General features: G+C 43.2%; 25 protein-coding genes and 1 riboswitch. Of the genes, 21 read left to right on the top strand and 4 right to left on the bottom strand.

What is annotated here, in order from left to right; genetic code table 11:
* Nucleotides 1-72: 72 nt before the first annotated feature.
* Together BM736_RS16240 and BM736_RS16235 are read left to right on the top strand one after the other, a co-directional pair.
* Nucleotides 73-969: a LysR substrate-binding domain-containing protein gene (locus tag BM736_RS16240; RefSeq protein WP_076414062.1), complete on the top strand. Its 897-nt coding sequence runs from the start codon at nucleotides 73-75 to the stop codon at nucleotides 967-969.
* Between the two features lie 160 nt (nucleotides 970-1,129).
* Nucleotides 1,130-2,365: a MalY/PatB family protein gene (locus tag BM736_RS16235; protein ID WP_076414060.1), complete on the top strand. Its 1,236-nt coding sequence runs from the start codon at nucleotides 1,130-1,132 to the stop codon at nucleotides 2,363-2,365.
* A 122-nt stretch (nucleotides 2,366-2,487) separates the two neighbouring features.
* Here BM736_RS16235 and BM736_RS16230 read toward each other — a convergent pair whose 3' ends face one another.
* Nucleotides 2,488-3,651 (bottom strand): iron-containing alcohol dehydrogenase, encoded by a 1,164-nt coding sequence (locus tag BM736_RS16230; RefSeq protein ID WP_076414058.1) that lies wholly within the window; start codon nucleotides 3,649-3,651, stop codon nucleotides 2,488-2,490.
* Between the two features lie 195 nt (nucleotides 3,652-3,846).
* On the opposite strand from BM736_RS16230, the gene BM736_RS16225 reads away from it, so the two are divergent.
* The 3 genes from BM736_RS16225 (at nucleotide 3,847) to BM736_RS16215 (ending at nucleotide 7,054) form a co-directional block, all read left to right on the top strand.
* Entirely contained in the window at nucleotides 3,847-4,722 is an 876-nt protein-coding gene (locus BM736_RS16225) for an AraC family transcriptional regulator (protein ID WP_076414056.1), read from the top strand.
* Between the two features lie 251 nt (nucleotides 4,723-4,973).
* Nucleotides 4,974-6,311, top strand: a complete 1,338-nt coding sequence (locus tag BM736_RS16220) for a coproporphyrinogen III oxidase family protein (protein WP_076414054.1) — start codon at nucleotides 4,974-4,976, stop codon at nucleotides 6,309-6,311.
* A gap of 194 nt (nucleotides 6,312-6,505) precedes the next feature.
* The gene (locus tag BM736_RS16215) at nucleotides 6,506-7,054 is read left to right on the top strand and encodes a sugar O-acetyltransferase (RefSeq protein WP_143562414.1); all 549 of its coding nucleotides are present in this window, start codon (nucleotides 6,506-6,508) and stop codon (nucleotides 7,052-7,054) included.
* Between the two features lie 249 nt (nucleotides 7,055-7,303).
* Here BM736_RS16215 and BM736_RS16210 read toward each other — a convergent pair whose 3' ends face one another.
* Nucleotides 7,304-7,546 carry a hypothetical protein gene (locus tag BM736_RS16210; protein WP_076414052.1) on the bottom strand — a complete coding sequence of 81 codons (243 nt, stop codon included), beginning with the start codon at nucleotides 7,544-7,546 and terminating at the stop codon, nucleotides 7,304-7,306.
* A 336-nt stretch (nucleotides 7,547-7,882) separates the two neighbouring features.
* Between BM736_RS16210 and BM736_RS16205 the strand changes: the two genes are divergently transcribed.
* The 8 genes from BM736_RS16205 (at nucleotide 7,883) to BM736_RS16165 (ending at nucleotide 13,972) form a co-directional block, all read left to right on the top strand.
* Nucleotides 7,883-8,161 (top strand): putative quinol monooxygenase, encoded by a 279-nt coding sequence (locus tag BM736_RS16205; protein WP_076414050.1) that lies wholly within the window; start codon nucleotides 7,883-7,885, stop codon nucleotides 8,159-8,161.
* 41 nt (nucleotides 8,162-8,202) lie between these two features.
* Nucleotides 8,203-8,763 (top strand): GNAT family N-acetyltransferase, encoded by a 561-nt coding sequence (locus BM736_RS16200; protein ID WP_076414048.1) that lies wholly within the window; start codon nucleotides 8,203-8,205, stop codon nucleotides 8,761-8,763.
* Complete coding sequence (locus BM736_RS16195; protein ID WP_256717912.1) at nucleotides 8,756-9,196, top strand: GNAT family N-acetyltransferase; 441 nt, start codon at nucleotides 8,756-8,758, stop codon at nucleotides 9,194-9,196. The genes BM736_RS16200 and BM736_RS16195 overlap by 8 nt, the downstream gene beginning before the upstream one ends.
* Before the next feature lie 484 nt (nucleotides 9,197-9,680).
* Complete coding sequence (locus BM736_RS16185) at nucleotides 9,681-10,517, top strand: PfkB family carbohydrate kinase (protein WP_076414046.1); 837 nt, start codon at nucleotides 9,681-9,683, stop codon at nucleotides 10,515-10,517.
* A 333-nt stretch (nucleotides 10,518-10,850) separates the two neighbouring features.
* Entirely contained in the window at nucleotides 10,851-12,308 is a 1,458-nt protein-coding gene (locus BM736_RS16180; protein ID WP_076414044.1) for a diguanylate cyclase, read from the top strand.
* Nucleotides 12,309-12,322: 14 nt separating this feature from the next.
* The gene (locus BM736_RS16175) at nucleotides 12,323-12,835 is read left to right on the top strand and encodes a GNAT family N-acetyltransferase (protein ID WP_076414042.1); all 513 of its coding nucleotides are present in this window, start codon (nucleotides 12,323-12,325) and stop codon (nucleotides 12,833-12,835) included.
* Nucleotides 12,836-12,845: 10 nt separating this feature from the next.
* Entirely contained in the window at nucleotides 12,846-13,538 is a 693-nt protein-coding gene (locus BM736_RS16170; protein ID WP_076414227.1) for an MOSC domain-containing protein, read from the top strand.
* Nucleotides 13,539-13,645: 107 nt separating this feature from the next.
* Nucleotides 13,646-13,972, top strand: a complete 327-nt coding sequence (locus BM736_RS16165) for a DUF4870 domain-containing protein (protein WP_076414225.1) — start codon at nucleotides 13,646-13,648, stop codon at nucleotides 13,970-13,972.
* 109 nt (nucleotides 13,973-14,081) lie between these two features.
* Here BM736_RS16165 and BM736_RS16160 read toward each other — a convergent pair whose 3' ends face one another.
* Nucleotides 14,082-15,992, bottom strand: coding sequence for a methyl-accepting chemotaxis protein (locus BM736_RS16160; protein WP_076414040.1), 1,911 nt, complete (start codon nucleotides 15,990-15,992; stop codon nucleotides 14,082-14,084).
* A 364-nt stretch (nucleotides 15,993-16,356) separates the two neighbouring features.
* Entirely contained in the window at nucleotides 16,357-18,006 is a 1,650-nt protein-coding gene (locus BM736_RS16155) for an electron transfer flavoprotein-ubiquinone oxidoreductase (RefSeq protein WP_076414038.1), read from the bottom strand.
* A gap of 224 nt (nucleotides 18,007-18,230) precedes the next feature.
* A riboswitch (molybdenum cofactor riboswitch) is annotated at nucleotides 18,231-18,365 on the top strand.
* Here BM736_RS16155 and moaA point away from each other — a divergent pair.
* From moaA to BM736_RS16115, 8 genes are all read left to right on the top strand, one after another.
* A complete protein-coding gene (gene moaA, locus BM736_RS16150; protein WP_076414036.1) occupies nucleotides 18,353-19,333 on the top strand; it encodes a GTP 3',8-cyclase MoaA in 981 nt (326 codons plus the stop codon). It overlaps the preceding riboswitch by 13 nt.
* A gap of 224 nt (nucleotides 19,334-19,557) precedes the next feature.
* A complete protein-coding gene (gene moaB / locus BM736_RS16145; protein WP_076414034.1) occupies nucleotides 19,558-20,085 on the top strand; it encodes a molybdenum cofactor biosynthesis protein B in 528 nt (175 codons plus the stop codon).
* A 138-nt stretch (nucleotides 20,086-20,223) separates the two neighbouring features.
* On the top strand, nucleotides 20,224-20,700 hold the full coding sequence (gene moaC, locus BM736_RS16140; protein WP_076414032.1) for a cyclic pyranopterin monophosphate synthase MoaC: 477 nt from the start codon (nucleotides 20,224-20,226) through the stop codon (nucleotides 20,698-20,700).
* A gap of 27 nt (nucleotides 20,701-20,727) precedes the next feature.
* Complete coding sequence (gene moaD, locus BM736_RS16135; RefSeq protein ID WP_076414030.1) at nucleotides 20,728-20,979, top strand: molybdopterin synthase sulfur carrier subunit; 252 nt, start codon at nucleotides 20,728-20,730, stop codon at nucleotides 20,977-20,979.
* Nucleotide 20,980: 1 nt separating this feature from the next.
* Entirely contained in the window at nucleotides 20,981-21,448 is a 468-nt protein-coding gene (gene moaE / locus BM736_RS16130) for a molybdopterin synthase catalytic subunit MoaE (protein ID WP_076414028.1), read from the top strand.
* Between the two features lie 35 nt (nucleotides 21,449-21,483).
* On the top strand, nucleotides 21,484-22,302 hold the full coding sequence (gene modA / locus BM736_RS16125; protein ID WP_076414026.1) for a molybdate ABC transporter substrate-binding protein: 819 nt from the start codon (nucleotides 21,484-21,486) through the stop codon (nucleotides 22,300-22,302).
* Nucleotides 22,303-22,305: 3 nt separating this feature from the next.
* Complete coding sequence (gene modB / locus BM736_RS16120) at nucleotides 22,306-22,986, top strand: molybdate ABC transporter permease subunit (protein WP_076414024.1); 681 nt, start codon at nucleotides 22,306-22,308, stop codon at nucleotides 22,984-22,986.
* A gap of 39 nt (nucleotides 22,987-23,025) precedes the next feature.
* Complete coding sequence (locus BM736_RS16115; RefSeq protein WP_076414022.1) at nucleotides 23,026-24,144, top strand: ABC transporter ATP-binding protein; 1,119 nt, start codon at nucleotides 23,026-23,028, stop codon at nucleotides 24,142-24,144.
* Nucleotides 24,145-24,165 lie beyond the last annotated feature (21 nt).

The following is a 24,165-nucleotide window of genomic DNA, read 5'->3' as shown; positions in this document are numbered from 1 at the left end:
TCACAAAAATTACAATAACCCCTATTTGTTGTTTAGAATGTTCTAAAAATTAGAACTATTGATGGAGTCGCTATGCAGAGAAATCCGATCACGATAGAGGTGTTACAAATTCTCGATGCGATTGAGCGTCGCGGTAGTTTCGCGAAAGCGGCAGAGGAGATGAACAAGGCGACTTCGGCAGTTTCATATGCGGTGCAGAAGCTAGAAGAGCAGTTAGATATAGCCCTATTTCAACGTCAGGGTCGTCGCAGTGTGTTAACTCCTTCAGGCCAGCTCATATTGGATGAGGGGAGGGAAATAGTGCAAGCCACCACGCGTTTAGCCAGTAAAGCGAAGGAGGTTGCTACAGGCTGGGAGACACATATCAGCATCGCTATCGAGTCACTCAAGCCTTATCCAGTATTTTTTACTGTGTTGAATGACTTCCTTAAAGAGCATCCTAGTATTGAGATTGATGTGAGTGAGTCGGTTCTCAATGGTGGCTGGGAGGCTCTCGAGCAAGATAAAGCCGATTTGATTGTTGGCTCACCTGGCCCCGTTCCCTTACAAAAGGGCTACCGTGCAATTCCTTTAGCATCTGTGGATCTATTGCCAGTGATTGCTTCTCATCATGAATTCGCTGATCTCATCGTACAGCCTGAGAATATTGAGATGCTTTTGCCTAAGGTCCGCCGCGTTATCACCCATGACACATCAGTCACTGATATTCGGCGTAGTGCAGGCTTGAGTAATGAAGGTAGAAGGTTTTATGTACAAACTATAGATCAAAAGCTCGAAGCCATTTTGGCTGGGATAGGTATAGGGCACCTACCTAGGCTGCGAGTGCAACAATATATAGATAATGGCCAGTTACGCCAGTTACCTCTTATAGAGGGGCCTGTTTGGGATAATTTTATCGCATGGAAAATCAGTAACAAAGGTAAGGGACTACAGGCGCTTACTCAAAAGATAATTGCCGAGCTAGGCTAAGTCGCTAATAGACTGTCATAGGGGAGAGGCTTTGTGCTAAAAACGCTGTTTGGAAGATTGGCGCGTTAATGTGTGCAAAATTTTGCATCTTTTTTTGAGTCCCCTCGTCTTCTATTAGATTGTTGAGCTTGAATCCAAAAAATCTAATTAGGAGTGTCATATGTCTTCGTTTAACAGCACATCAACTTATGGTGAGAACAGCTTTATCAAAAGCCAACCTGAGATGCTGAATAGTTTTTATAACACCAGTGACCTATTTCCATACTGGGTTGCAGATATGGATTTTCAGATTGCAGAACCAATTACGCAAGAGCTTGAGCGTTTGGTTAATCGAGGTGTCTATTCATATGAGTTTAAAGAGAAGCATATCTTTTCTGCGATTTCGGATTGGTATGACAGACGGCATAATGTCACTCTATCTAAGCAAAGTTTTGTACAGGTTCCGGGAGTCTTATCCGGTATCGCTTTATTGTTAAGATTGATGACTAACAAAGGTGATGGTGTGCTTATTCATACGCCTGCCTACCATCAATTCGCCAATTTAATTGAAAAAGCTGAGCGCCAAGTAGTTAGAAGTGCGTTAGTCAGCAATGGCAAAAGTTACCAGATAGACTTTGAAGCTTTAGAGCTGCAATTACTGCAGCGAAATGTCAAAGTGATGATATTTTGTAACCCTCATAATCCTACTGGTAGGGTTTGGACTCGAGTTGAGCTGGCTAAGTTAGTCGAAATATCACAACGTCATAATGTTTTAATTATTAGTGATGAAGTGCATGCTGATATTGTCTACGACGGTAATGAGTTCACTAGCTTAACAAGCTTTGACTATCATAATGTCATTGCGCTTATAGGGTCCCCGGCAAAGACTTTCGGTATGCATAGTATTTCCAATGGCTATATCTATACCAATGATAAAACAATGCTCTCTCAAATAAAGTCAGATGTTTCTGCTATGTACCTAGATCATGGAAACGCATTGACTACTTTCGCCACGATTGCTGCGTTTGAAAAAGGTGATGAGTGGCTAGATGACATGCTTATTTACTTAAAGGAGACTGTTAACTGGGTAACCCAATACTTAGAGGCTGAACTCCCCCAGATAAAGCTCTATAAGCCAGAAGGTACCTACCAAATCTGGTTTGATTTCACTGGCCTCAATTTATCTGAAATACAGCTTAATAACTTGATTTTTAAAGAAGCAAAAATGGGGCTAACACCTGGGAACTGGTTTGGTGCTGAAGACTACAATTTTATGAGGATGAATATCGCCACTTCCCGCGATAACATAATAAAGTCGTTTGAGTTACTAAATGAAGCAATAAAATCTGGTATCACTCAGTGCATACCAGAAGGTGAAACTTGTCAAAATAGGCAGCAAACATCCTCGTGTTGTTAGGGCGGAGTCATTCCGTGTGAATGGGCAAAAGGTATGCTGTTGTGATAACTTGTAAACACACCCAAAGCATTATTGGCTGGGTGTGTTTTGTTGCATTATAAGAGCTGAGGTGACGTTAGATTTTACCAAGCCATCTCTAAAATTTCTCGGCTGATATCTAAGTCTAGATCGCCAGACTCTGATAGCGCGGTCATACCGTGGGCTTCTAGTGCATCGATGACACTAGAGATTTGCTCTTTAGTGACATCATGATCACGCAAACGGGTCTTGAGTCCTACTTGCTGGAAGAAGTTCTCTGTTTTTACTATCGCTTGCTCTACACGGGCTGCTTCATCACCTTCTGTGATATCCCAAACACGCTCTGCATATTGGAGCAATTTAGCCTGCTTTTGTGTGCTACGAATACGCCAAACAGATGGTAATACAACAGCAAGTGTTTGCGCATGATCGATATTAAACAGAGCTGTGAGCTCATGACCTATCATGTGAGTGGTCCAGTCGAAAGGTACCCCGACACCTATCATGCCATTGAGTGCAGAAGTCGCACTCCACATAAGGTTAGCTCGTGCTTGATAGTTTTCAGGCTCGGCCACAGTAACTGGGCCAATTTCGATGAGCGTACGCATGATACCTTCGGCCGTTCTATCTTGTACTCTGGCATCCACAGGGTAGGTCGCATATTGCTCAAGTACATGAACGAAGGCATCAACTACACCGTTAGCCACTTGGATTTTAGGCAAGCTAAAGGTCAGTGTTGGATCCAGCAATGAGAATGTTGGGTAGATGCTTGGGTGATTGACTGGAAACTTACCACCTTGGTAACTGATGACACCAAAGGCGTTCATCTCAGAACCCGTTGCGGGTAAAGTTGCGATGGTGCCCAATGGTAATACGTCTTTACTGTCTAAAGGTACAGGCGCAAAACCATGAAAAAGTAGGCTGCTCGCATCGCCTTCATGTTTGGTTGCTAGGGCAATGAATTTAGTGCCGTCCATGACTGAACCGCCACCTACGGCTAATAGAAAGTCGACAGACTCTTCGCGAGCAAGTGTCGCGGCTTTAGCTAAGGTTTCAAACTTAGGGTTCGCTTCTATGCCGCCAAACTCAACAATGTGGCGTGACCCTAGCGCAGATAGCACTTTATCTAGTGTGCCAAAACGTTTTACGCTACCGCCACCATAAGTCACCATGACTCTAGCATCGGCTGGGATGAGTTGATCCAGTTCTGCGATTCTATCTTTACCGAAGACGATATGAGTAGGATTTCGATAGTCAAAATTGAGCATGGTCATAACCTATTTTATTAAGCTGTAAATTCTTAGGCTAATATTAGTCAAATTTGACAGTATAGGAATACACATTGCTGGACACTTCTTGCCTATTTCTATCTATTTTTACTTTAAAACCTCGATTTATGGCTATTTTGATGCTTTTTAGCATTTATAGGGTATTATTTTGTCATTATAGTTGAGAGGTGGTTTATGCAAGGTACAGCCCATTTAATGGCCGCGTTAGCGCATGAAGAGGGGATGAATGACACTGCACTAGATGGGGTTAAAATATTTCGCTGCTCGAAATATGCAGAGCCTGGCCCACTGTGCTATTACCAAGGTGTGCTCATTGTAGGCCAAGGGAAAAAGCGCGTGTATCTAGATGATAATGTATTCGATTACGATACGAATAATACCTTAGTGATGACGGTCCCTATGCCGGTGGAGTGCGAGACATTTGCTACGCCCGAAGAACCTGTACTCGTGTTAGTCGTTGATATTGATCTGCCGCAGCTTAATCACTTGATTCGAGTCATGGATGCACATTATCAACTTCCTACAGACATAGGTGAGTCCCATCTGCCTGGCTATTTTATTGCTGATAATAGTGATGATATGAACAATTGCGTGGTGCGTTTATTAGAGGCATTACAATCTCCGCTTGAGGCGGAAGCCCTTGGCCAAGCATTGCTGCAAGAGTTGCTATTTCGTTTGCTTGAACAGCCTAACTCGGCGCCTTTATATGCGCTTTCAATGAGTCATACTCGTTTGTCACGCATTGATAAAGCATTGAGCTTCATTCATAAAAATTATGGATCTAGTATCGAAGTGGAGCAACTTGCCAAATTAGTCAGTATGAGCCCTTCAGCTTTTCATCGTTGCTTTAAAGAGGTAACCAGTTGCTCACCGATACAATATTTGAAGAAAATCCGTCTTAATAAGGCAAGAGATCTATTGCAGCAGCAGGGGCTTAAAGTTAAAGATGCTGCGCTCGAAGTGGGCTATGAGAGCGCTGCGCAGTTTAGTCGTGAATTTAAGCGCTACTTTAAAAAAAATCCTGGAGAGATTATTCATCTCCCTAGGTAGTTTGGCTGAAGGAGAAGGTTAATGAGTGCTAAGAGATTGAATGAGTTAACAAGAGTGTAAATTCGCAAGAGCTAAAATATGATCTGCTTAACAAATTGGTAGTGAAAATCTAAATTGCTGTTGTAAGTTATAACCAGTTCACGTTTTGCCTATAACTAAAGTGATACTTTTGTGCGGCCAATATAGGATGTGCCACTCTTTTAAGTTATTACGTCCCTGACCTTTTCAAGCCAGTCTCAGATAGGAATTTTATGTCATCAATTATTCAACCCAACGGCAGTGAGATTATTAAGCCCTATCAGGCGGATATTACTGTTCCAAACTGGATGCTCGGCGCGATGGAGCGTGTCATGCAGTTTTATGTGGACAAGAATCTGAGACTTGATACCCAATCTGCAGATATGATGCCTACGCCAGTCGAAGGCAAGAAATATATGCTTTATGCACATATTCCTTTCTGTCATACCCTTTGCTCATTTTGTACTTTCCATCGCTTCCTTTTTAAAGAGGATAAGGCACGTGCTTATTTCATCTCGCTACGTAAAGAGATGGATATGGTTAAGGCCTTAGGTTATGACTTTGAGTCTATGTATATTGGTGGCGGTACGACTACGGTACTGGAAGATGAGCTTGCACGTACGATTGAACATGCAAAGAAGCTGTTTCCAAGTATTAAAGAGGTTTCTTGTGAGTCTGATCCACAACACTTAGATAGCCCTGGTTTTAAACAGCTTGAAGGGCTTGTTGATCGTATGTCTATTGGGGTTCAGAGCTTTAATGATGACATCCTGACCATGACTGACAGAATCGAAAAGTTTGGTTCAGGCCAGCAGACATTTGATAAAATCATGGCAGCTAAAGAGCTGTTTCCGATCATTAATGTCGATCTTATTTTTGGCTTCAGGGGCCAGACTGATGAGATCATTCAACATGATCTCGATATGGCTTCAAAGCTGGATCCGCGCCAGATCACTACCTATCCACTAATGATCACACATCAGACTCGTAAGAGTGTGAAAGGCAAATTGGCGGCATCTCAGGGAGATATGGCACGTCAATATCGTCAAATTCTTAATAGCTTAAATGGGCAATACAATCAGTTGTCTGCTTGGGCTTTTGGCAAGACTGATAATGAAGGTTTCGATGAGTATGTCATCGATTATGATGAGTACTTAGGCGTCGGTTCTGGTTCGTTTAGCTTCTTGGATGATACCTTATACGTAAATAACTTCTCCCTACGTAAGTATCATGAAAACATTGCAGCTGGCCGAATGGGTGTTGAGCAGCAGAAGAACTACAGTAAGAAAGATGTGATGCAATATCGCTTCCTGCTAGGCATGTTCTCTGGTCGTTTATCTCGTAAATACTTCCGTGAGACCTTCGGTGTTAATTTAGATACAGCTCTGTTCAAAGAGATGACATCTATGAAGGCGATTGGTGCGATTAAGAATGATCCGAGCGATCCTGATAACTTGATTGTCACCGACAACGGTAAGATGATGGGCTTGCTGATGATGAAAGAGTTTTATTCAGGCATGGACAATGTGCGCGCTCAACTGCGTAAGCCATTAAAGCCATGTGATATGTAATTGCTAGTATTGTTTACCGATTGATTAAAGGCTGAAGTGATACTTCGGCCTTTTTTGCTTTATAGCCTAACTCTACTCGCTTTATAGGCTGAGTATTTGGGGTCTTGAATCGGTTGATGTCGATTGGTATTTGATGATTACCGAATCGAAAAAGTGAATATTTATTGCGGTGACTTTTGATTGAGAAGGTAAATATGAGCGAAAAATTGAAGATGTTAGCGGGTGAAAATTTTCTGGCAAATGATGACGAGCTAGCTGCAGATAGGTTGAAAGCCAAACAGTTATGCCATCAATTTAATCAATTAGCACCCGATCTAAAGCTGGAAAGTGAACGCTTAATTTGTCAACTATTTAACCGTTGTGAAAGCCATACCATAGAGGTGCCATTTTACTGTGACTATGGTTTCAATATCTCAGTAGGAAGTAATTTTTATGCCAATCACGGCGTGATAATTCTTGATGCCGCACCTGTTCAAATAGGTGATGATGTGCTTTTAGCTCCCGGCGTAATGATCACAACGGTGACACACCCTATAGATGCACAGAAGCGACGCTTGGGCCTAGAAAGTGCGCTACCTATTACTATCGGCAACAATGTCTGGGTTGGTATGGGGGCTAAAATATTGCCTGGCGTCACCATAGGCGATAATGCCGTTGTGGCTGCTGGTGCTGTAGTCGTGAAGAATGTCGCTAGTAATACTGTGGTAGCTGGAGTTCCAGCGACTTTATTGAGACCGATTTGAATGTGATAGGAGAAAAAAGCTAGCAAATCCTTTTGCTTGAATGAACATCATCTAATGTACTTGTTGTTAGATTAGCAAACCATCTAGGGGAGTTAATCGCTGCCAGGGGATTAATTACTCCATGAATAGAGGCTAATGTATTAGCCAAATAAGATGAATAGAGAGCAGCTCGCTTTTGTCTCATTTTTACCTCTATTTATTATCTTTTTAAATTAACTAGCTGTATTTTAATTGGAAATTACTTTTTACTTAAGCTGAACGGTCCTTGGTGAGCTTTTGCTGTGATCTTGTTGTCATGCTCGTGGCTGTAGGACCTATGTGAGGGTTTAGACTTATCTCGAGTTGAATGAGCTCTTTACGTATTTGCTGAATGAAAGGGTCATCATAGTTGAGACTTTCAAACTCTTTGAGGCAACGCTGATAGCGTTTAAGCTTATTTTCTGGGGTACCAACAAGATCCAATATCTCGTCGAAATGAATAATTGATTCCATTACTAATTCCTACAACTCCATCCTTGGTGTAAGTTGATTTTACAAAACTAGCTTATTGGCATAATCATATTTTAGTAAAAAAAAAGCGCTAACATCATTGAAATAAATATAATGTGCCGAAAAAACAATAGGTTGGGAATGCCTTCTTATAATACCGCTAAATGATGCTTATGATCTCTGACATCTGCTTGAGAGATCTCTTACATGACGATTAGAACTTTTAACTTATTAAAAATATACATGTTATTGTAAAGAGGATAGTTAGATCTATTGAAAAAAAATCTGTATCAGGTAGCTTTGCATGTACAAATCGTGATTAAAGGTATGGAGGCCAAGATGATTGTGCGTATTGGGGAGTTTCAAGCAGCCGATGGGAAAAGTGAACAACTCTTTAGCTTTCTTCAATCTCTAACGGACTATATTACGCATTCTAAGGGATGTGTCTCTTATGATGTACTACGTAAGCATGACAGCCCTGGAGCCTTTGCTGTCATCGAACGTTGGCTTAGCATTGAGGCACATAGAGCCTCAGTTGATAACTTTCCTAAAGAGTTGATGGAACAAGCTATGCCACTATTTGCAGGTGCCCCAAAAGGGAGCTATTACCTGTCCTGAACGACCTGTTATAGCGTACAGAATTACTGGAGCCGTGAAATATGGAAGTCCTTTTTCAGACAGAGCGTATTATCTGTCGTGAGTTTGAAAGCCAAGACCTGCAAGCTTTTGCTGATTACCGCGCTTTACCTGAGGTGGCAAAGTATCAGAGCTGGAGTGAATACAGTTATCAAGATGCCTTGTCTCTCTTTGAAGAGATGAAGAAAGTGCCTTTTCCTACAGTGGGTCATTGGTTTCAGTTAGCGATCACAACTAAGGTATCTAATAATTCGGAAGACAGCCAATTGTTGGGCGATCTTGCTGTACATTTTATTGATGAACAGCAGATAGAGATAGGTTTTACATTTGCGCCTGATTTTCAAGGGCAAGGATTTGCTTCTGAAGCTGTTTTAGGCTTGCTGACTTACCTTTTTACTAAGCTAAAACCACATCGAGTGGTAGCAACTACTGATGCTGACAATGTCCCTTCATGGTTGCTACTGGAACGGGTTGGCTTTAGAAAAGAAGCGCATTACATTGAAAATGTCTTTTTTAAAGGTGCTTGGGGAAGTGAGTTTCAATATGCCATGCTAGCTTCAGAATGGAGGCCTTCACTTGGCTAATGATAAACCTGAGCTCATTGCTAATCTAATTGTGATTCAAGAAGTTGCTCAAGTCGATGATTTTATCAGGTTAAGGGAAATCTCTGGATTAACTCCTAGGCCTAGAGGCGCTGTTGTAAAAGGTCTGCCAAGGAGCTTATATGGTGTACACATTAAAGTATGTAGTCCAAAAGCTAAGCTTCAGACGATTGCTATGGGGCGCGTTGTCGGTGATGGTGCATTGAATTTTGAGATTGTTGATGTGGCAGTCGATCCTGAGTATCAAGGGCAAGGGCTGGGACGTGAAGTGATGCAGCAGATTATGAACTATCTAGATCGCGAGGCACCAGAGGGGGCTTACATCACCTTAATGGCTGATGTGCCTGCCTTGTACGAAAAGTTTGGATTTAAGCTCAGTCGCCCAGCGAGTGAAGGCATGTATATTGTAAAATAGTCCTCTTTACTGTTACTTGCCCCTCTCACAATTCAATAAAATAATTATTGCTCAATGGTTTAGCTAAGTAATGATTTGTCATTTCATCATAAGTTTTTCTTGAGTCTTGCTGTTAAAGTGAAGCTGCATTGAGCGCTTTATTACCGCTATTGTATACCAATCAGTATAAAGGTGTGATCGCTCTGCGAGAGTTTAGCGCTTCTGAGGCAAGACAACGAATGTAGGGCATAGTTGCTCTACGTTCAAGTTCGTTAACACCGCATCAGAACCGCTAAAACTCGCCCCTTGGGAGCTTTTTTGGCTGCCTATTTCTTCGTTGAATAACCTCACAAGGGATCACCATTGCATCATCTATTCGCCTCGAATTAGTTTGCCAAAAATAGTTCTGAGTAGATCACTTTCTTATACTGATTGGTATTAACGTTAGCTGTAGGGCAAGAAATCCCTTACCATCAATTTATGACAACATTATTGCGATAACCTTATGGCTAATATTCTTTTGGTTGCCAATTTGAACTGTGACCGTATTTTACAACTAGATAAACCCTTGCAGACTGGTGGGCGATTTCATTATCAAGATGGTGGTCAACGTTTAGGTGGTGGTGGCGCTAACACGGGGCTGGGTTTAGTTTGGGCACAGCATAGGGTTGCTTTAGTGAGCCAGGTGGGCCGAGATAAAATTGGTGATTGGTTGTTGGCCGAGGCGAGCACACAAGGGATAGAGTGTCAGCTCATTCAGCGCCATGAAGAAACAACCAACGAGATGTTATTGGTGATGACCCCAGATGGTGAACGCACGATAATTCGGCCCCAAAGGCCAATATTCGAGTTAGCTGCGCCGCCTATATGGCCACAATGGGATGCTGTCTACTTTAATTCATCGGCAGAAGGCGCTGTGAGTTGGGCTAAAACAGCGTTGAAAAGTTGTTTGGTCTTTGCGCAGCTGGCAAAGGATGATCGTCCAAGGCCTTGTCATATTTTAATTGCTTCTAAAACGGATATGCTAGGCAGAAGTACACTTTCTCCATGGCAATATGGTCTGAGCATTGCGGGTGATTCTTTGAAGTATTTTATTGTTACCGACGGTGCTGACGGAGCCTGTGTTTATACTGATGCAGGCATTGAGAGGGTTGAAGCTATTCCTTCTGAGGTTGTTGACACTACCGGCGCTGGCGATGCCTACGCTTCAGGCCTAATCCATGGAATGACTACAGGATTGACGATAAAGGAGTCAATGAGAGAAGGGGCACAATGGGCTGCATTTGCAGTCGCGACTCAAAGCTCTATTCCAGGAGAGGCGTTGAAGGCATATCTCGAATAAAGGCGACATTGCGCTTAACTAGGTGTCATAAATATCTCATTTTGGCGCCATACCACTGTAACCTTATCGATTTATTCTAGTTTGGTAGATTGAGTGTTCCTTCTTGATGCTAGTTTTATGCGTTTTTATCATATGTTTGCCCTGTCCCCCAACAGGGCTTTTTTTTACATTTTGTGAGTGACTTTCCATGTCATTGCTAACGTCACCGAATTCAATGTTCTCTTTTATCCCAGCTAATTAGGTGCCAAAACAACTTATTTCAGGTTAGTATTCACTAAGTTGTTACATTTGTAACGCACCGCTTATTGAAATGCTGTCATTGGGTGAGAATGTATGGGTAACACAGTTTGGAATGATAAGAAGAAGTTTATATGGATACTAACCATTCTGTTGTTAGGGGCATTTGTTTTAACGAGTAGCATCAGTTACCAAGTCGCCCATGATTCTTTAAGTGAGCAAATTGAGCAAAACTCCCTCCCGCTGACCAGTGATAATATTTACTCTGAAATCCAGCAAGATCTTTTACAGCCTATCTTTATCTCCTCCCTCATGGCACAAGATACCTTTGTTAGAGATTGGGCGATTAACGATGAAGAAGACTCTAGTAAACTGATTCGTTACCTAAAAGAGATCCAAGATAAATATGACACAGTGACCAGTTTTTTTGTCTCAGAAAAAAGCCGCAACTATTACCACTCAAGCGGGGTTTTGAAACAAATTGAAGATACAGCGACTGAAGATGCTTGGTATTTCAGGGTGCGTTCACTGCCTAAGTCTGAAAATTATGAGATCAATATCGATCCTGATTCGGCCGATAAAAATAGAACCGTTGTTTATGTTAATTATAAGGTTTTTGATTTCGAAGGTAACTTTATAGGTATTACCGGGGTTGGTTTAGCTGTTGAGAAGGTACAAAAACTCATTGAGCTCTATCAGCAAAGATATAATCGCCATGTATTTTTTGTCGATCGCGAGGGACGTGTGACATTGAATGGTGATAAGTATCAAGGCGCAAGTTCATTACAAGAGACGCCCGGTTTAGACAAGTTTGCTACCAGAATACTAACGAGCCCAAGTGCCTCAATTACTTACTTAAGAGATGGCAAGACAGTTTATTTGAACAGTAGGCTAGTATCAGAATTTAAGTGGTATCTGGTGGTTGAGCAGGAGGAAGTAGAGGCTGAGCGAAAGTTACTGACGACATTCTGGGGTAACTTATTAATAAGCCTGTTGGTAACCTTAGGGATACTGATAATCGCTAACCTCACTTTAGGCCGTTATCAACGTAAGCTTGAGCATATGGCGTCGACTGACAAGTTAACTGGAGCGGCAAACAGGCAAGTCTTCGAGGAGTATTTTCACAAAGCCTTAGCGCACGCCGAACAGCAGCAAACATTAGTTTCAGTACTCTTACTCGATATCGATCATTTTAAGTTAGTTAATGATAACTATGGTCATAATATTGGTGATCTTGTGATTAAGACTGTGGCTAATATCGTTAGTAATCAATTGAGAGAACAAGATATTGTTTGCCGATGGGGTGGTGAGGAATTTCTACTTTTATTACCGGAAATAGAACTAAGCCAAGCTGCGGATATCGGTGAGCGTATCCGAGGGGCAATTTCACAGCGTAAAATTCGGGTTAATGAGCATGAGCTCAGTGTGACAGTGAGTTGTGGTATTGCTCAGTACAAATCACATGAGAGGGCTGTAGAGCTCATTAATCGGGTTGATACGGCGCTTTATCAAGCGAAAGAGAGCGGGCGCGATCAAGTGGTATTATCCCATTAAAAAATAGGCTTAATATGAAGCAGGTTGCTGTAACTGATCGGCTTATTTTGCGTGAATTTAGTCCGCAAGATGCCAAAAGCTTTTATCTATTAAATTCAGATCCTGAAGTGGTTCGTTTTACTGGTGATGTCGCTTTTGACTCCGTTAAGGAGTCTGAACAATTTATTGAAACCTATTCCGAGTATGAGCTGCATGGATTTGGTCGCTGGTCACTGATAGATAAGGTGACGGGGGAATATTTTGGGTTTTGTGGTTTACGACGAGATCCTATCACTCAAGAAGTGGATTTAGGCTTTAGGCTACTTAAATCGGCCTGGGGTAAGGGCTTTGCTTATGAAGCTGCTTGCGCGGCACTCAAAATAGGTGCTCAGCAGTATGGCGTAAAGCAGTTTGTGGCTAATGCTATGAGAGATAATCAAGCCTCAATAAAGCTACTGGAACGATTAGGCTTTACACCCATGGAAGCAAAAAATGGTGATAGTCTGTGGTTAAGATTTGTATTAGCCTATGATATTGAAATCATTTAAGGGTAGTTTGATGTTGAAACAATTAATGGTTAAGCGTTTATCAGGTTTATATGTGGGGGAAGAGTTTAGCGAAACATCTGGTATTAGTAGTGGTATAGCTAATAAAAGATCTTCAGCATCGCTTATCGTCGAATTAGATAAGGTCAGTGGTGACCGACAGGCAGATCCCAAACATCATGGTGGGCTCGATAGAGTTTTACATCACTTTCCACGGGAGCATTATGGTCAATATCGCCGCTGGGACATGATGACGGGGTTTAGAGATGCCCCTGCAATGGGCGAAAATATTAGCAGTGTAGGTTTAGATGAGACCCAAGTGAATATTGGTGACATCATCACAATTGGTGAAGTAGAGCTACAAGTCACACAGCCGCGATCGCCCTGTTTTAAGCTAAATACTCAGTTTGGCCATAAAGAGTTTGCCCTAGCTATGCAGACAAGCGGTTTATGTGGTTGGTTTTATAGAGTCTTGGAGCCTGGGGTGATTAACTTGAGTGATAGTATTTCCCTTAAAGAGCGCCGTACAGATATCAGTGTTAGACAGGCTATGGCCCTCTATTTTTCGACCGAATTTGATGAGCAAGGCTATGAGCGCCTGGCGTCATGTGAGGGGTTGGCTGCATCTTGGGTCAACAGTTTACAGCGCAGGCTTGAGCGTAAAAAAATTGAAGATTGGCAGATGCGTCTCATCGGCCCAGTTTAATATCGTATTCACGTTACAGTATTATTTAAGTTATTTTTCAAGGAGAGAATCGAGTGACAGAACAAGCAGAAGATCAGATACAAGCGCTTAGCCAAGATGACAAAAATATGGGCATTGTGGTGCATGTCGCTAGTTTTGCTGGGTATTTGATCCCTTTCGGTAGCATACTTGGCCCATTGATAGTCTGGTTAATGAAGCGTGATGAGATCCCATTTGTCGATGAGTGTGGTCGTAACTGCCTGAACTTTAAGATAAGCATGCTAATCTGGGTGATGGTGAGTTTTGTACTCATGTTTGTTGGTATCGGTTTTATCCTTATTGGATTACTGGCAATTATTGATATTGTATTGACCATCATTGCAGCGATGAAGGCCAGTGAAGGGGTCTGCTATAAATACCCCTTATCAATACAGTTTTTAAAAGCCCGCAATTAAGGCTGATCAATATCGTGCCGAAGTTCCTAGGTACTAGCACCTAGGAACTTAAGGCTGTTATCAGCGGTTTTAACCAGTAAGAATGATCAAGTATTTGTGGTGGTTGGTATTACACCTTAAACCCAGCGACTAATGTATCGAGACGACTGGCCAGTTGATTCAACGATTGGCTAGCATTCGCTGCAGCATGAGCGGTATCAGTTGTTCTTTGTGTGATATCGTTAATTTCTGTGACATTACGATTAATATCTTCTACTACAGTGGATTGCTCTTCTGTCGCCGCTGCCACCTGAATATTCATATCTGTAATATGACCAATCTGCTCACTAATACCAGACAGTGACTGACTCGCTTTATCTACAGCAGTTACCCCCTCTAATGAGCGAGTTCGGCTTTGGGTCATCGCATCGACAGCACGTGCGGCTTCTGACTGCAGGTTGTCGATCATACGCTGCACCTCATCGGTAGATGCTGCTGTTCTTGAGGCAAGATCGCGCACCTCTTCAGCGACAACCGCAAACCCACGTCCCGCTTCACCTGCTCTTGCTGCTTCAATAGCCGCATTAAGTGCGAGTAAATTGGTTTGATCTGAGACTGCGCGGATCACATCTAAGATGCTGCCGATTGAGGTCGTGTGGGTGGCTAAGGATTCAATCACATCACCAACCTGTTCAACATCATTCGATAGTTGGTTAATCGTCTCACGGGCACTAGTAACGACAATCTGGCCTGTATTGGATTCGCTATCGGCCTCTTTCGCCGTTTCAGCTGCTTGTGCTGCATTGCCGGCAATTTCATTAACGGTAGCGCCCATCTCATTAATGGCTGTAACCACCATCAAGGTCTGATCTTTCTGCAACTGACTATCGTTTAAGGTTTGTTGGGCTTGGCTGGCAACATCTTTCGCCGATTGACTCAACTGCTCACTGGTTTCAGTGACTTCAATAATCGATGACTGGATCTTACTAATAAAGCTATTGAAGCCCTTAGCTAGCTGAGCGAGCTCATCATCACCTTTCACTGGTAGACGTTGGCGAAGATCGCCTTCTCCTTCACCGATATTTTGCAGCATATTTGCGACTTTAGAGATAGGTTGGCTAATAGAGCTGGCGACAAATACTGCAATCGCAATGAGTACGAGTGCAATAACTAAACCCCAGATGAGGATCTGATATGCCGACTCTTCGAGCATGGCAAAAACTTCACTCTCAGGCACTTGAGCCACTAAATACCAGTCCATAGAGGGGATATAGCTACTTGCTACCAGCATGGTTTGGTTATCAAGCTCAGTCTTAGTTAGCGTGAACTCACCTTTATTAAGGAGTTGGCTCGTCTGCGTTTGATAAATGCTATTGAGCTTTCTGCCAATTTGGTACGTATCACGATGTAACTTTACTTCGCCACTGGCATCGACCAGGTAAACAAAACCACTTTGCTCAATCTTGAAGGAGTTAAGTAGGTTCACCATATCATCTAGTGACTTAGCTAAACCGACTAAACCACGCCCATAGGGCTGTTGATAATTGATAAATAGCTTAACTTCACCATTAGACTCAGTGAACACATTGAGCATGCGCTCTTGGCCACTATTTTTATAGTTAAAAAACCAGGCGTCCTGACTTGGGGTTAACTCTCTTAAGAAACCATCTTGAGTATAATAGGCTGCACTGTCTCTATCGGCGAAGGATGCTTGCACCAGATCGTATTGGCGAGTGATCTTTTCTAGTTGATTAACGACTAAGGCTTCATCTGATTGTGGTCTGTCGTTTTCAAGCCATTGCAGTAACATTGGGCTGTTGGCTAGCTGCTCGGCGGCATTCATAAGGCTTGAGATATCAATCTCTACCTTGTTGCGGATCTGCAGTAACATATTTGGCAGTTCAGAACTCAACATACGTTGTTCAATGACCTGTTTTGCACTTCTTTGGCTGAGGACACCAACGAGTATGGTGGATAGCAGTACGGCAAGCGTAACCGTGAGTAATATCTTCTGTTTGATCGTCAGTATATTTAGTTTCATATTGTGCAACTTGCTTGTGTCTGAAGCGAGTGATTTAGGCTTGAGTGACAGAATGATAAAGTTGTTAATGGGCTCTGTTAGCGTAGCCCTTACAGACGATAAACATTTCTCTTGTTCTAAACTCTTGTTCTAAATAGTGGCTTCAATGCTGTTGTGAACAGGGGATCTCATGCAATCGGCTTTGGGGCTGAATGCTTAGATTGTTTTGTAGGATACTGACTAAGCGTTTAGATATTTAAGTAACGCTTTTATTAGAGGCGGCGATTATGGTTATTTTTTAGCTTAAGTGCAATCTGTTTTTTACAAGTTTGTATGATATTTAGCATAAAAAACGCGCCGTTAACGGCGCGTATTAAAAAGCTAATTACATATTAGGGTAGTTAGGGCCGCCACCGCCCTCTGGTGTGACCCAAGTGATGTTCTGGCTAGGGTCTTTGATATCGCAAGTCTTACAGTGAATACAGTTCTGGCCATTAATCACAAACTTGTTTTCACCTTCCTCTTCGATGACCTCGTAGACGCCAGCAGGACAATATCGCTGTGCCGGTTCATCGAACTTCACTAAGTTGATATCGATAGGAATACGTGCATCTTTGAGGCGAAGATGGCAGAGCTGATCCTCTTCATGGAAAGTATTAGACAGGTAAACCGATGACAGTTTATCGAAGCTGAGTTTGCCATCAGGCTTAGGGTAATCAATCTTATTGTAGGCACCAACTTCTGCCATCTGTGCATAATCTGGCTGCTCATCTCGCAAGGTAATAGGGAACTTACCACCAAACCAATTTTGATCGATAAAATTAAATGCGCCACCTAGGTAAGTCCCGAACTTGTGCATAGCAGGCCCGAAATTACGTGAACTATGAAGCTCATCCTGTAACCAGCTTTTCTCGAAGCGTTCGTTATAACAGTTGAGATCTTTACCACCATCGACACCAGCTTGAAAAGCATGGGCAATGGTTTCGGCGGCAAGTATGCCGCTCTTCATCGCAGTATGAGTGCCTTTGATCTTAGCGAAGTTTAGCGTGCCGGCATTACAACCAATGATCAAACCACCCGGGAAGGTCATCTTAGGTAGCGAGTTCAATCCACCTTTAGTAATTGCGCGTGCACCATAGCTTACCCGCTCTCCACCTTCTAAATGCTTAGCAATAACGGGATGCGTTTTATAGCGCTGAAACTCATCAAAAGGACTAAGATGTGGATTTTTGTAGTTAAGGTCGATAATCAGGCCGACTGCAACTTGATTATCTTCTAAATGATACAGAAAGCCTCCACCAGAGGCGCCTTCGGTCAGTGGCCAGCCACCGGTATGAACCACTTTGCCCTGTTCATGCTGCTCACTTGGGATCTTCCAAATCTCTTTAAAGCCAAGTCCATAGTGTTGTGGTGTCTTACCATTATCTAGATGAAACTTTTCGATGAGCTGTTTACCTAAGTGTCCACGACAACCTTCACTAAATATGGTGTATTTAGCGTGAAGCTCCATACCTGGCTCATAACCATCTTTAGGTTGACCATCTTCGCCGACACCCATATCACCAATAATGATCCCTTTTACGCTGTTATCTTCGTGATAAAGCAGATCACTGGCAGGGAAGCCTGGGAATATTTCGACTCCTAGCTCTTCAGCGCGCTCAGCTAACCAACGTGAGAGGTTACCGACACTGATGATGTAGTTACCGTCGTTGTGCATGGTTTTAGGTACAAGAGCGTTTGGCATCAGACGAGAGTTCTGCTCTGAACTCAACATATAGATCTCATCTTCAGTAACCTGAGTGTGTAGTGGAGCGCCTTTTTCTTTCCAGTCACTGAACAACTCTTCGAGCACTTTGGGCTCGAAGACGGCTCCTGAAAGAATATGGGCACCGACTTCGGAGCCTTTCTCTACAACACAAACAGTGAGCTCATTGCCACTGTCTTGAGATATCTGCATTAGTCGACATGCGGTTGCTAAGCCTGCAGGGCCTGCGCCCACTATGACGACATCGAACTCCATCGATTCGCGTTCCATCACTTCACCTCTAGGTCACATTTCCCCGTTAAACGGGTGTTTTAATCGTTCCCCCCACCATACCTGATATTTACGTAATCGCACAGAGAATAAACGGTGATATTTGTCTCTATGAATGCGATAAATGGTGTGAGCAGTGTCACAGAATGTTAACGCTTGAATGATCATGAGCAATAAATACACCTTTATAACTAGGGATTGAAGACAAAAGCACCTATAATTACTCACTGACGGTTCTCCGAGCTTTTTGTCCTACGTCATCAGATAAGGACTTTAAGCCGTGGCAATAACGCCACCGGGGTGTGAAAAGAAATGATCACACCTCCCCTTACTTGGAAAGGTGATCATGTCTCAACTACAAGACAAATTTGGTCGAAGGTTTCACTATTTGCGAATGTCAGTGACTGATGTTTGCAATTTCAAATGTACTTATTGCCTACCTGATGGCTACCGCCCTAATGGTCGCTCTCAATTTCTTGCGCTTAGTGAAATTGAAAATCTCGTGGGTGCATTCTCAGAAGTAGGTACGCAAAAAATCCGCATTACTGGCGGTGAGCCCTCCTTGCGTCGTGATTTTACCGATATTATTCGGGCTGTTGCCGATAATGATAAAATCAAGACTATCGCTACAACGACAAACGGTTATCGGTTAGAGAAGCATGCAAAAGAGTGGTATGACGCTGGCTTGAGACGTATTAATGTCTCTGTTGATAGCTTAGACCCACGTATGTTTTATCAGATCACTGGTGAGAATAAGTTTGATGAGGTTATGCGGGGTATTGATGCGGCACTCGAAGCGGGTTTCGAGCGAGTCAAAATCAATGCCGTGTTGTTGAAGGGCTTAAATGATAAAGACCTCCCTAGGTTTTTGCATTGGATTAAACATACACCTATAGATCTTCGTTTTATCGAATTGATGGAAACGGGTTTAGGTCATGACTACTTTAAAGCCCACCACCTTGCTGGTGCTGATATTCGCTCTCAGCTCGTTGCTGATGGCTGGAGTCTAGATGTCGCAGCGGCTGACGATGGCCCTGCGCAAAACTTTAGCCGAGATGATCATAAAGGGCGTATCGGTCTGATCATGCCCTACGACAAACATTTCTGTGCCAGTTGTAACAGGCTACGTGTATCGGCCAATGGTAAGCTTCACCTGTGTTTGTTCACCGAAAATGGTGTCGATCTCAGAGACCTTTTACAGCATGAGAATCAAAGGTCTGAGCTTGTTGAGCGCCTTCATGGTCAGCTTGCTGCTAAAAAAGAAACGCACTTCCTTCATGATGGTATAACCGGCGTGACTCAGCATTTAGCRTCGATTGGAGGCTAAAGGTTAGAGGTTCAAGTTGTGGAAAAAGAAACCACTAACTTTGAGCATTATGACGGTGTGACTCAACATTTAGCGTCGATTAGAAGTTAACTGTTTGAATCATCTCCAGCTGTCACTGTAGAGCAACGATTTACATTCGTATCATGACCTAGTGCAAAAACCTTAGCCTAGGTCATAGGTATAATATCTCAATTTTTCGAATTACTACCAAGCAGAGAGTCATTATGGGCCACTGTACAACGAGTAAGTTTGTTCCGTTAAATATTGCTGTATTAACCCTATCCGATAGCAGAGATTTGAGTCGAGATACTTCAGGGCAATTTCTCGAAGATAATTTGATTGAAGCGGGCCATAACCTGATTGACCGTAAGCTGATTAAAGATGATAAGTATCAGATCCGCTCAGTGCTTTCACAGTGGATTGCTAATGATGAAGTTCAGGTCATTATCACTACAGGTGGTACAGGCTTTACGGCGCGAGATAACACCCCTGATGCAGTAAAACCACTCTTTGATAGAGAGATTGAAGGTTTTGGTGAGCTATTTCGCCATATTACTTTTACTGAGCTAGGGACGTCTACTGTTCAGTCTAGAGCATTAGGTGGTTTTGCCAATCAAACGGCTATCTTCTGTTTGCCTGGCTCTACAGGTGCTTGCCGTACTGGATGGACAAAAATTCTTAAAGAGCAACTCGATGCCACCCACCGTCCATGTAACTTTGTGATGCATGTAAAGAAGCCTGTTGGTGAGTAGAGCTGAATGCCTATGCCTTTTGCCCATGTCGCTAAGTGCTGCATGTGAAATAGAGGGTAGGTGAGTAAATTGAATCAACTGAAATAGTGCCTCGTGAGGCATTATCTATACAGAATAAACAGATTAAGGTTTAAATCGATGAGTAGTGAATTTACCCATATCAATGCTGACGGCAACGCCCATATGGTTGATGTAACTGAAAAAGCGGTTACAGAGCGCGAAGCAAGAGCTGAAGCTTTCATTGAGATGGCACCAGCAACACTTGAGATGATCATGAGCGGCAGTCACCATAAAGGTGATGTGTTCGCCACTGCACGTATCGCAGGTATTCAAGCAGCGAAAAAAACATCGGATCTCATTCCGCTGTGCCACCCACTGATGCTAACTAAGGTTGAAGTTGAGCTTGAGGCGCAGCCTGACCTAAATCGTGTTCGTATTACCAGCCTATGTAAATTGTCGGGTAAAACGGGTGTAGAGATGGAAGCATTAACAGCCGCTTCAGTAGCCGCGCTGACGATTTATGATATGTGTAAAGCGGTACAGAAAGATATGGTGATCTCCCAGACTCGCTTGCTTGAGAAGCGTGGTGGTAAGTCAGGTCATTTCAAGGCGTAATCGGCTCCAGTTTTAAGGTATTGAAAGATGATAAATGTTCTGTTTTTTGCTCAGGTTCGTGAGCTTTTAGGTGAAAGTACCCTTGCTGTAGAAGCAAATGAGTTAACCTCGACTGCAGAAGGCGTGCGTGCTCAACTTGCAGCTAAAGATGATAAATGGGGCAAAATATTGGCTTCAGATAAGCTTTTAGTTGCAGTTAATCAGACGATTAGTGGTTGGGATACACCTGTTGAGGATGGTGATGAAGTTGCATTCTTTCCACCTGTAACCGGAGGTTAATGTGGCTACAGCATTAAATGAAGTAAGAGTTCAGACTGCTGACTTCAGTGTCCCTGAAGAGTATGCATTGATTGCAGGTGATAACAGTGATGGTGCTGTTGTGACATTTGTGGGCAAGGTACGTGATTTTAATGATGGCAGTGTCGTTACCGATCTGACGTTAGAACACTATCCCGGTATGACCGAGGCTGTGTTAAATCAAATTGCTGTAGAAGCTCGTGAGCGTTGGCCTCTGAATAATGTCACGATTATCCATCGCGTTGGAACGATGACACTGGGTGAGCAGATCGTGTTTATTGGCGTTACGAGTATGCACCGTAAAGCTGCTTTCGCTGCCTGTGAGTTCCTGATCGACTTTCTTAAGACTAAGGCGCCATTTTGGAAGCTAGAAGCTGGAGATAAAGGCGCGAATTGGGTCGAAGCAAAAGATGCAGACGAACAAGCCGCTAAGATGTGGGATAAAAAGTAATTTCAGTTTGATTTTATTGAGTTAAAGGAAAGGGAATGATGCGCTGGATAAAGTGGTTCGCTACTTGTGTTGTATCTATTGCTAGCTTAGTTGCAACACCCGTAATGAGTAATGATGTTCCTGCTATCGCGGCGGCATCAAATATTAAGTTTGCTCTTGATGAGATTGCCAGTCAGTTTACCCAAGATACGGGTGAAAGGGTGAGGATCTCTTATGGCTCCTCAGGAAACTTTGTTGCTCAGATTAAGCATGGCGCGCCATTCCAACTTTTTCTCTCCGCCGATGAGAAGTATATTTACCAGCTTAGCCAATCTAAGGCGATTAGTGATGAAGGGGTTCGATATGCAGTGGGTAGATTGGCCATTGCAGCACCTAACTATTCACCACTCAAGTTAGATGCAGAGCTTGAAGGGGTCAAAACGCTGCTTAAATCAGGTGACCTACAGCGATTCGCTATCGCCAACCCTGACCATGCTCCCTATGGTGAGCGAGCTCAAGAGGTGCTCGAAAGTCTGGGGTTATGGGATAGCATTCAACCTAAGCTGATTTTCGGGGAAAATGTTTCTCAAGCTGCCCAATTTGCAGTAAGTGGCTCAACACAAGGCGGTCTTATTGCCTTATCACTAGCGATAGCCCCGCAGTTTAAGAAGATGGGTCACTACGTCGTAATACCTGAAGAGCTGCATACGCCACTTAATCAGCGTATGGTGTTGACTCCGAAAGCCGGTGAAACAGCCAAGCATTTCTATAGATATATTCAATCAGACAGTGCGAGAAAAATATTCTCTGACTTTGGCTTTGGTTTACCTCAAGTTGAAAAAGAAGCGGATAAAACTGCTGATATAGGTCATTAATCTATGGATTGGGAAGCGCTGTGGTTATCCATAAAGCTGAGTAGTGTCACCGTTTTAATCTTGATCCCTTTCGCTATTTTGGTAAGCAGATATCTGGCTTACCATCAATTTACAGGTAAGTCCTGGGTCGAAGCCTTGATCATGGTGCCATTAGTGCTGCCGCCGACGGTGATTGGTTATTACTTGCTGGTTGGTCTAGGTAGTCAGTCTTGGCTTGGGCGATTCCTTGAGCAGGTTTTAGGTCAGCAGCTGGTATTTCACTTTTCAGGACTGGTTGTGGCCTCCATTATCGTTAATATCCCTTTTGCTATTCAGCCGATACAACGTGCTTTTGAAGCGGTACCGCAAGATGTACGAGATGCTGCTGCATGTTGCGGCATGAGCCGTTTAAAGGTGCTGTTTAAAATAGAGTTACCTATGGTTTGGCCTGGTGTGCTAACCGCGCTAGTACTGTGCTTCTCTCATGTTTTAGGAGAGTTTGGTGTGGTTCTAATGATGGGTGGCAACATTGCTGGTGAAACTAAAACCGTTGCTATCTCTATTTACGACAGTGTGCAGGCGTTTGATTTTGCCAGTGCCGGACAGATGTCTTTGGTACTGCTGCTGTTTGCCATTACTGTACTTGCACTGACAACCAGTATGTCTAGAAGACTAGGGAATGCCCATGGCTCAAGACACAGCTGATTTTGATCGTCACTTTAGGCGCGTGCAAGGGAGTTACAGATGCAAGATATAGCTGATCTCTATTGCCGAATTAAACAAGAAAAACATATCAAGCTAGATGCCGAATTTACCTGTAAAGCAGGGGAAGTCTTGGCTGTTGTTGGCCCATCTGGTGGTGGTAAGTCAACCTTACTTAGAATGATTGCTGGTTTGAATCAACCTGAATCGGGTGACATTCATTATGGTGACCGAGTCTGGTATGACAGTGACAAGAGGCTCAGCTTATCCCCGCAAGAACGCCATTTAGGCTATGTGCCGCAGCACTTTGGACTGTTTCCAAATCTGACCGCGATTGAAAACGTGATGGCGGCGCTGGATCATATTCCGAAATCTGAACGTAAAAAACGTGCAGAAGAGTGGCTGGAAAGGGTTAATTTACATGGATTACCGGATAGGTTGCCAGCCAACCTGTCAGGTGGTCAAAGACAGAGAGTCGCCCTTGCCAGAGCCTTGGCTCGTGAGCCGTCGGTATTACTACTCGATGAACCTTTCTCGGCGGTAGATAGAGAAACCCGTGAACGCCTCTACTTGGAGCTTGCTAGGCTCAAAGAGCAACTTGCTATCCCAGTTATCATGGTGACCCATGATCTCAATGAAGCCCTTTTGCTGGCCGACAAGATGATCTTGATCAGTCAAGGCAAGCTACTGCAGCAAGGTAAGCCCCATGAGGTATTAGTTCGTCCCCATAATGAGGCCGTGGCTAAGCAGATGGGGCTGAGAAATATCTTTGATGCTCATGTGGTTGCGCAGGAGGAGGAGCGACAGATAACCTGGCTGAGGTTTGGTGAGCACCTCATCGCGAGTACCTATTTTGAACAGATTGATATCGGCACTAAAGTGCGTTGGGTTATTCCCAATCAAGGTGTCAGATTTAACTCAATCACCAAAGGTCGCCTGTGTCGTAGTTTCAATAAATTAGATATTAAAATCGAATCTATGCTTACCATGGGAGAGAGCGTCAGGATCATTGCCTGTGTGAAGGGGGTTCGCCATAAAATTAATGCAGAGGTACCGCTACATCTCGCCAAAAAGCTCAAATTGGAAAAAGGCGTTGAAACAACCGTTGCGCTTAAGTCTGAGCTTATTCATATCTTAGAGGCGCATCAGCCCCATGAGTAGTTAATTAACACTAAAACCTGC

Origin of the sequence: Shewanella sp. UCD-KL12 (assembly GCF_001957125.1) — a bacterium.
Classification (GTDB): Bacteria; Pseudomonadota; Gammaproteobacteria; order Enterobacterales; family Shewanellaceae; genus Shewanella.
This window is presented reverse-complemented; position numbering and strand designations above follow the sequence as displayed.

Coding starts and splice junctions, on each gene's coding strand:
- BM736_RS16240 (WP_076414062.1), top strand. CDS start 73: ATGCAGAGAAATCCGATCACGATAGAGGTGTTACAAATTCTCGATGCG.
- BM736_RS16235 (WP_076414060.1), top strand. CDS start 1,130: ATGTCTTCGTTTAACAGCACATCAACTTATGGTGAGAACAGCTTTATC.
- BM736_RS16230 (WP_076414058.1), bottom strand. CDS start 3,651: ATGCTCAATTTTGACTATCGAAATCCTACTCATATCGTCTTCGGTAAA.
- BM736_RS16225 (WP_076414056.1), top strand. CDS start 3,847: ATGCAAGGTACAGCCCATTTAATGGCCGCGTTAGCGCATGAAGAGGGG.
- BM736_RS16220 (WP_076414054.1), top strand. CDS start 4,974: ATGTCATCAATTATTCAACCCAACGGCAGTGAGATTATTAAGCCCTAT.
- BM736_RS16215 (WP_143562414.1), top strand. CDS start 6,506: ATGAGCGAAAAATTGAAGATGTTAGCGGGTGAAAATTTTCTGGCAAAT.
- BM736_RS16210 (WP_076414052.1), bottom strand. CDS start 7,546: ATGGAATCAATTATTCATTTCGACGAGATATTGGATCTTGTTGGTACC.
- BM736_RS16205 (WP_076414050.1), top strand. CDS start 7,883: ATGATTGTGCGTATTGGGGAGTTTCAAGCAGCCGATGGGAAAAGTGAA.
- BM736_RS16200 (WP_076414048.1), top strand. CDS start 8,203: ATGGAAGTCCTTTTTCAGACAGAGCGTATTATCTGTCGTGAGTTTGAA.
- BM736_RS16185 (WP_076414046.1), top strand. CDS start 9,681: ATGGCTAATATTCTTTTGGTTGCCAATTTGAACTGTGACCGTATTTTA.
- BM736_RS16180 (WP_076414044.1), top strand. CDS start 10,851: ATGGGTAACACAGTTTGGAATGATAAGAAGAAGTTTATATGGATACTA.
- BM736_RS16175 (WP_076414042.1), top strand. CDS start 12,323: ATGAAGCAGGTTGCTGTAACTGATCGGCTTATTTTGCGTGAATTTAGT.
- BM736_RS16170 (WP_076414227.1), top strand. CDS start 12,846: ATGTTGAAACAATTAATGGTTAAGCGTTTATCAGGTTTATATGTGGGG.
- BM736_RS16165 (WP_076414225.1), top strand. CDS start 13,646: ATGGGCATTGTGGTGCATGTCGCTAGTTTTGCTGGGTATTTGATCCCT.
- BM736_RS16160 (WP_076414040.1), bottom strand. CDS start 15,992: ATGAAACTAAATATACTGACGATCAAACAGAAGATATTACTCACGGTT.
- BM736_RS16155 (WP_076414038.1), bottom strand. CDS start 18,006: ATGGAACGCGAATCGATGGAGTTCGATGTCGTCATAGTGGGCGCAGGC.
- moaB (WP_076414034.1), top strand. CDS start 19,558: ATGGGCCACTGTACAACGAGTAAGTTTGTTCCGTTAAATATTGCTGTA.
- moaC (WP_076414032.1), top strand. CDS start 20,224: ATGAGTAGTGAATTTACCCATATCAATGCTGACGGCAACGCCCATATG.
- moaD (WP_076414030.1), top strand. CDS start 20,728: ATGATAAATGTTCTGTTTTTTGCTCAGGTTCGTGAGCTTTTAGGTGAA.
- modA (WP_076414026.1), top strand. CDS start 21,484: ATGATGCGCTGGATAAAGTGGTTCGCTACTTGTGTTGTATCTATTGCT.
- modB (WP_076414024.1), top strand. CDS start 22,306: ATGGATTGGGAAGCGCTGTGGTTATCCATAAAGCTGAGTAGTGTCACC.
- BM736_RS16115 (WP_076414022.1), top strand. CDS start 23,026: ATGCAAGATATAGCTGATCTCTATTGCCGAATTAAACAAGAAAAACAT.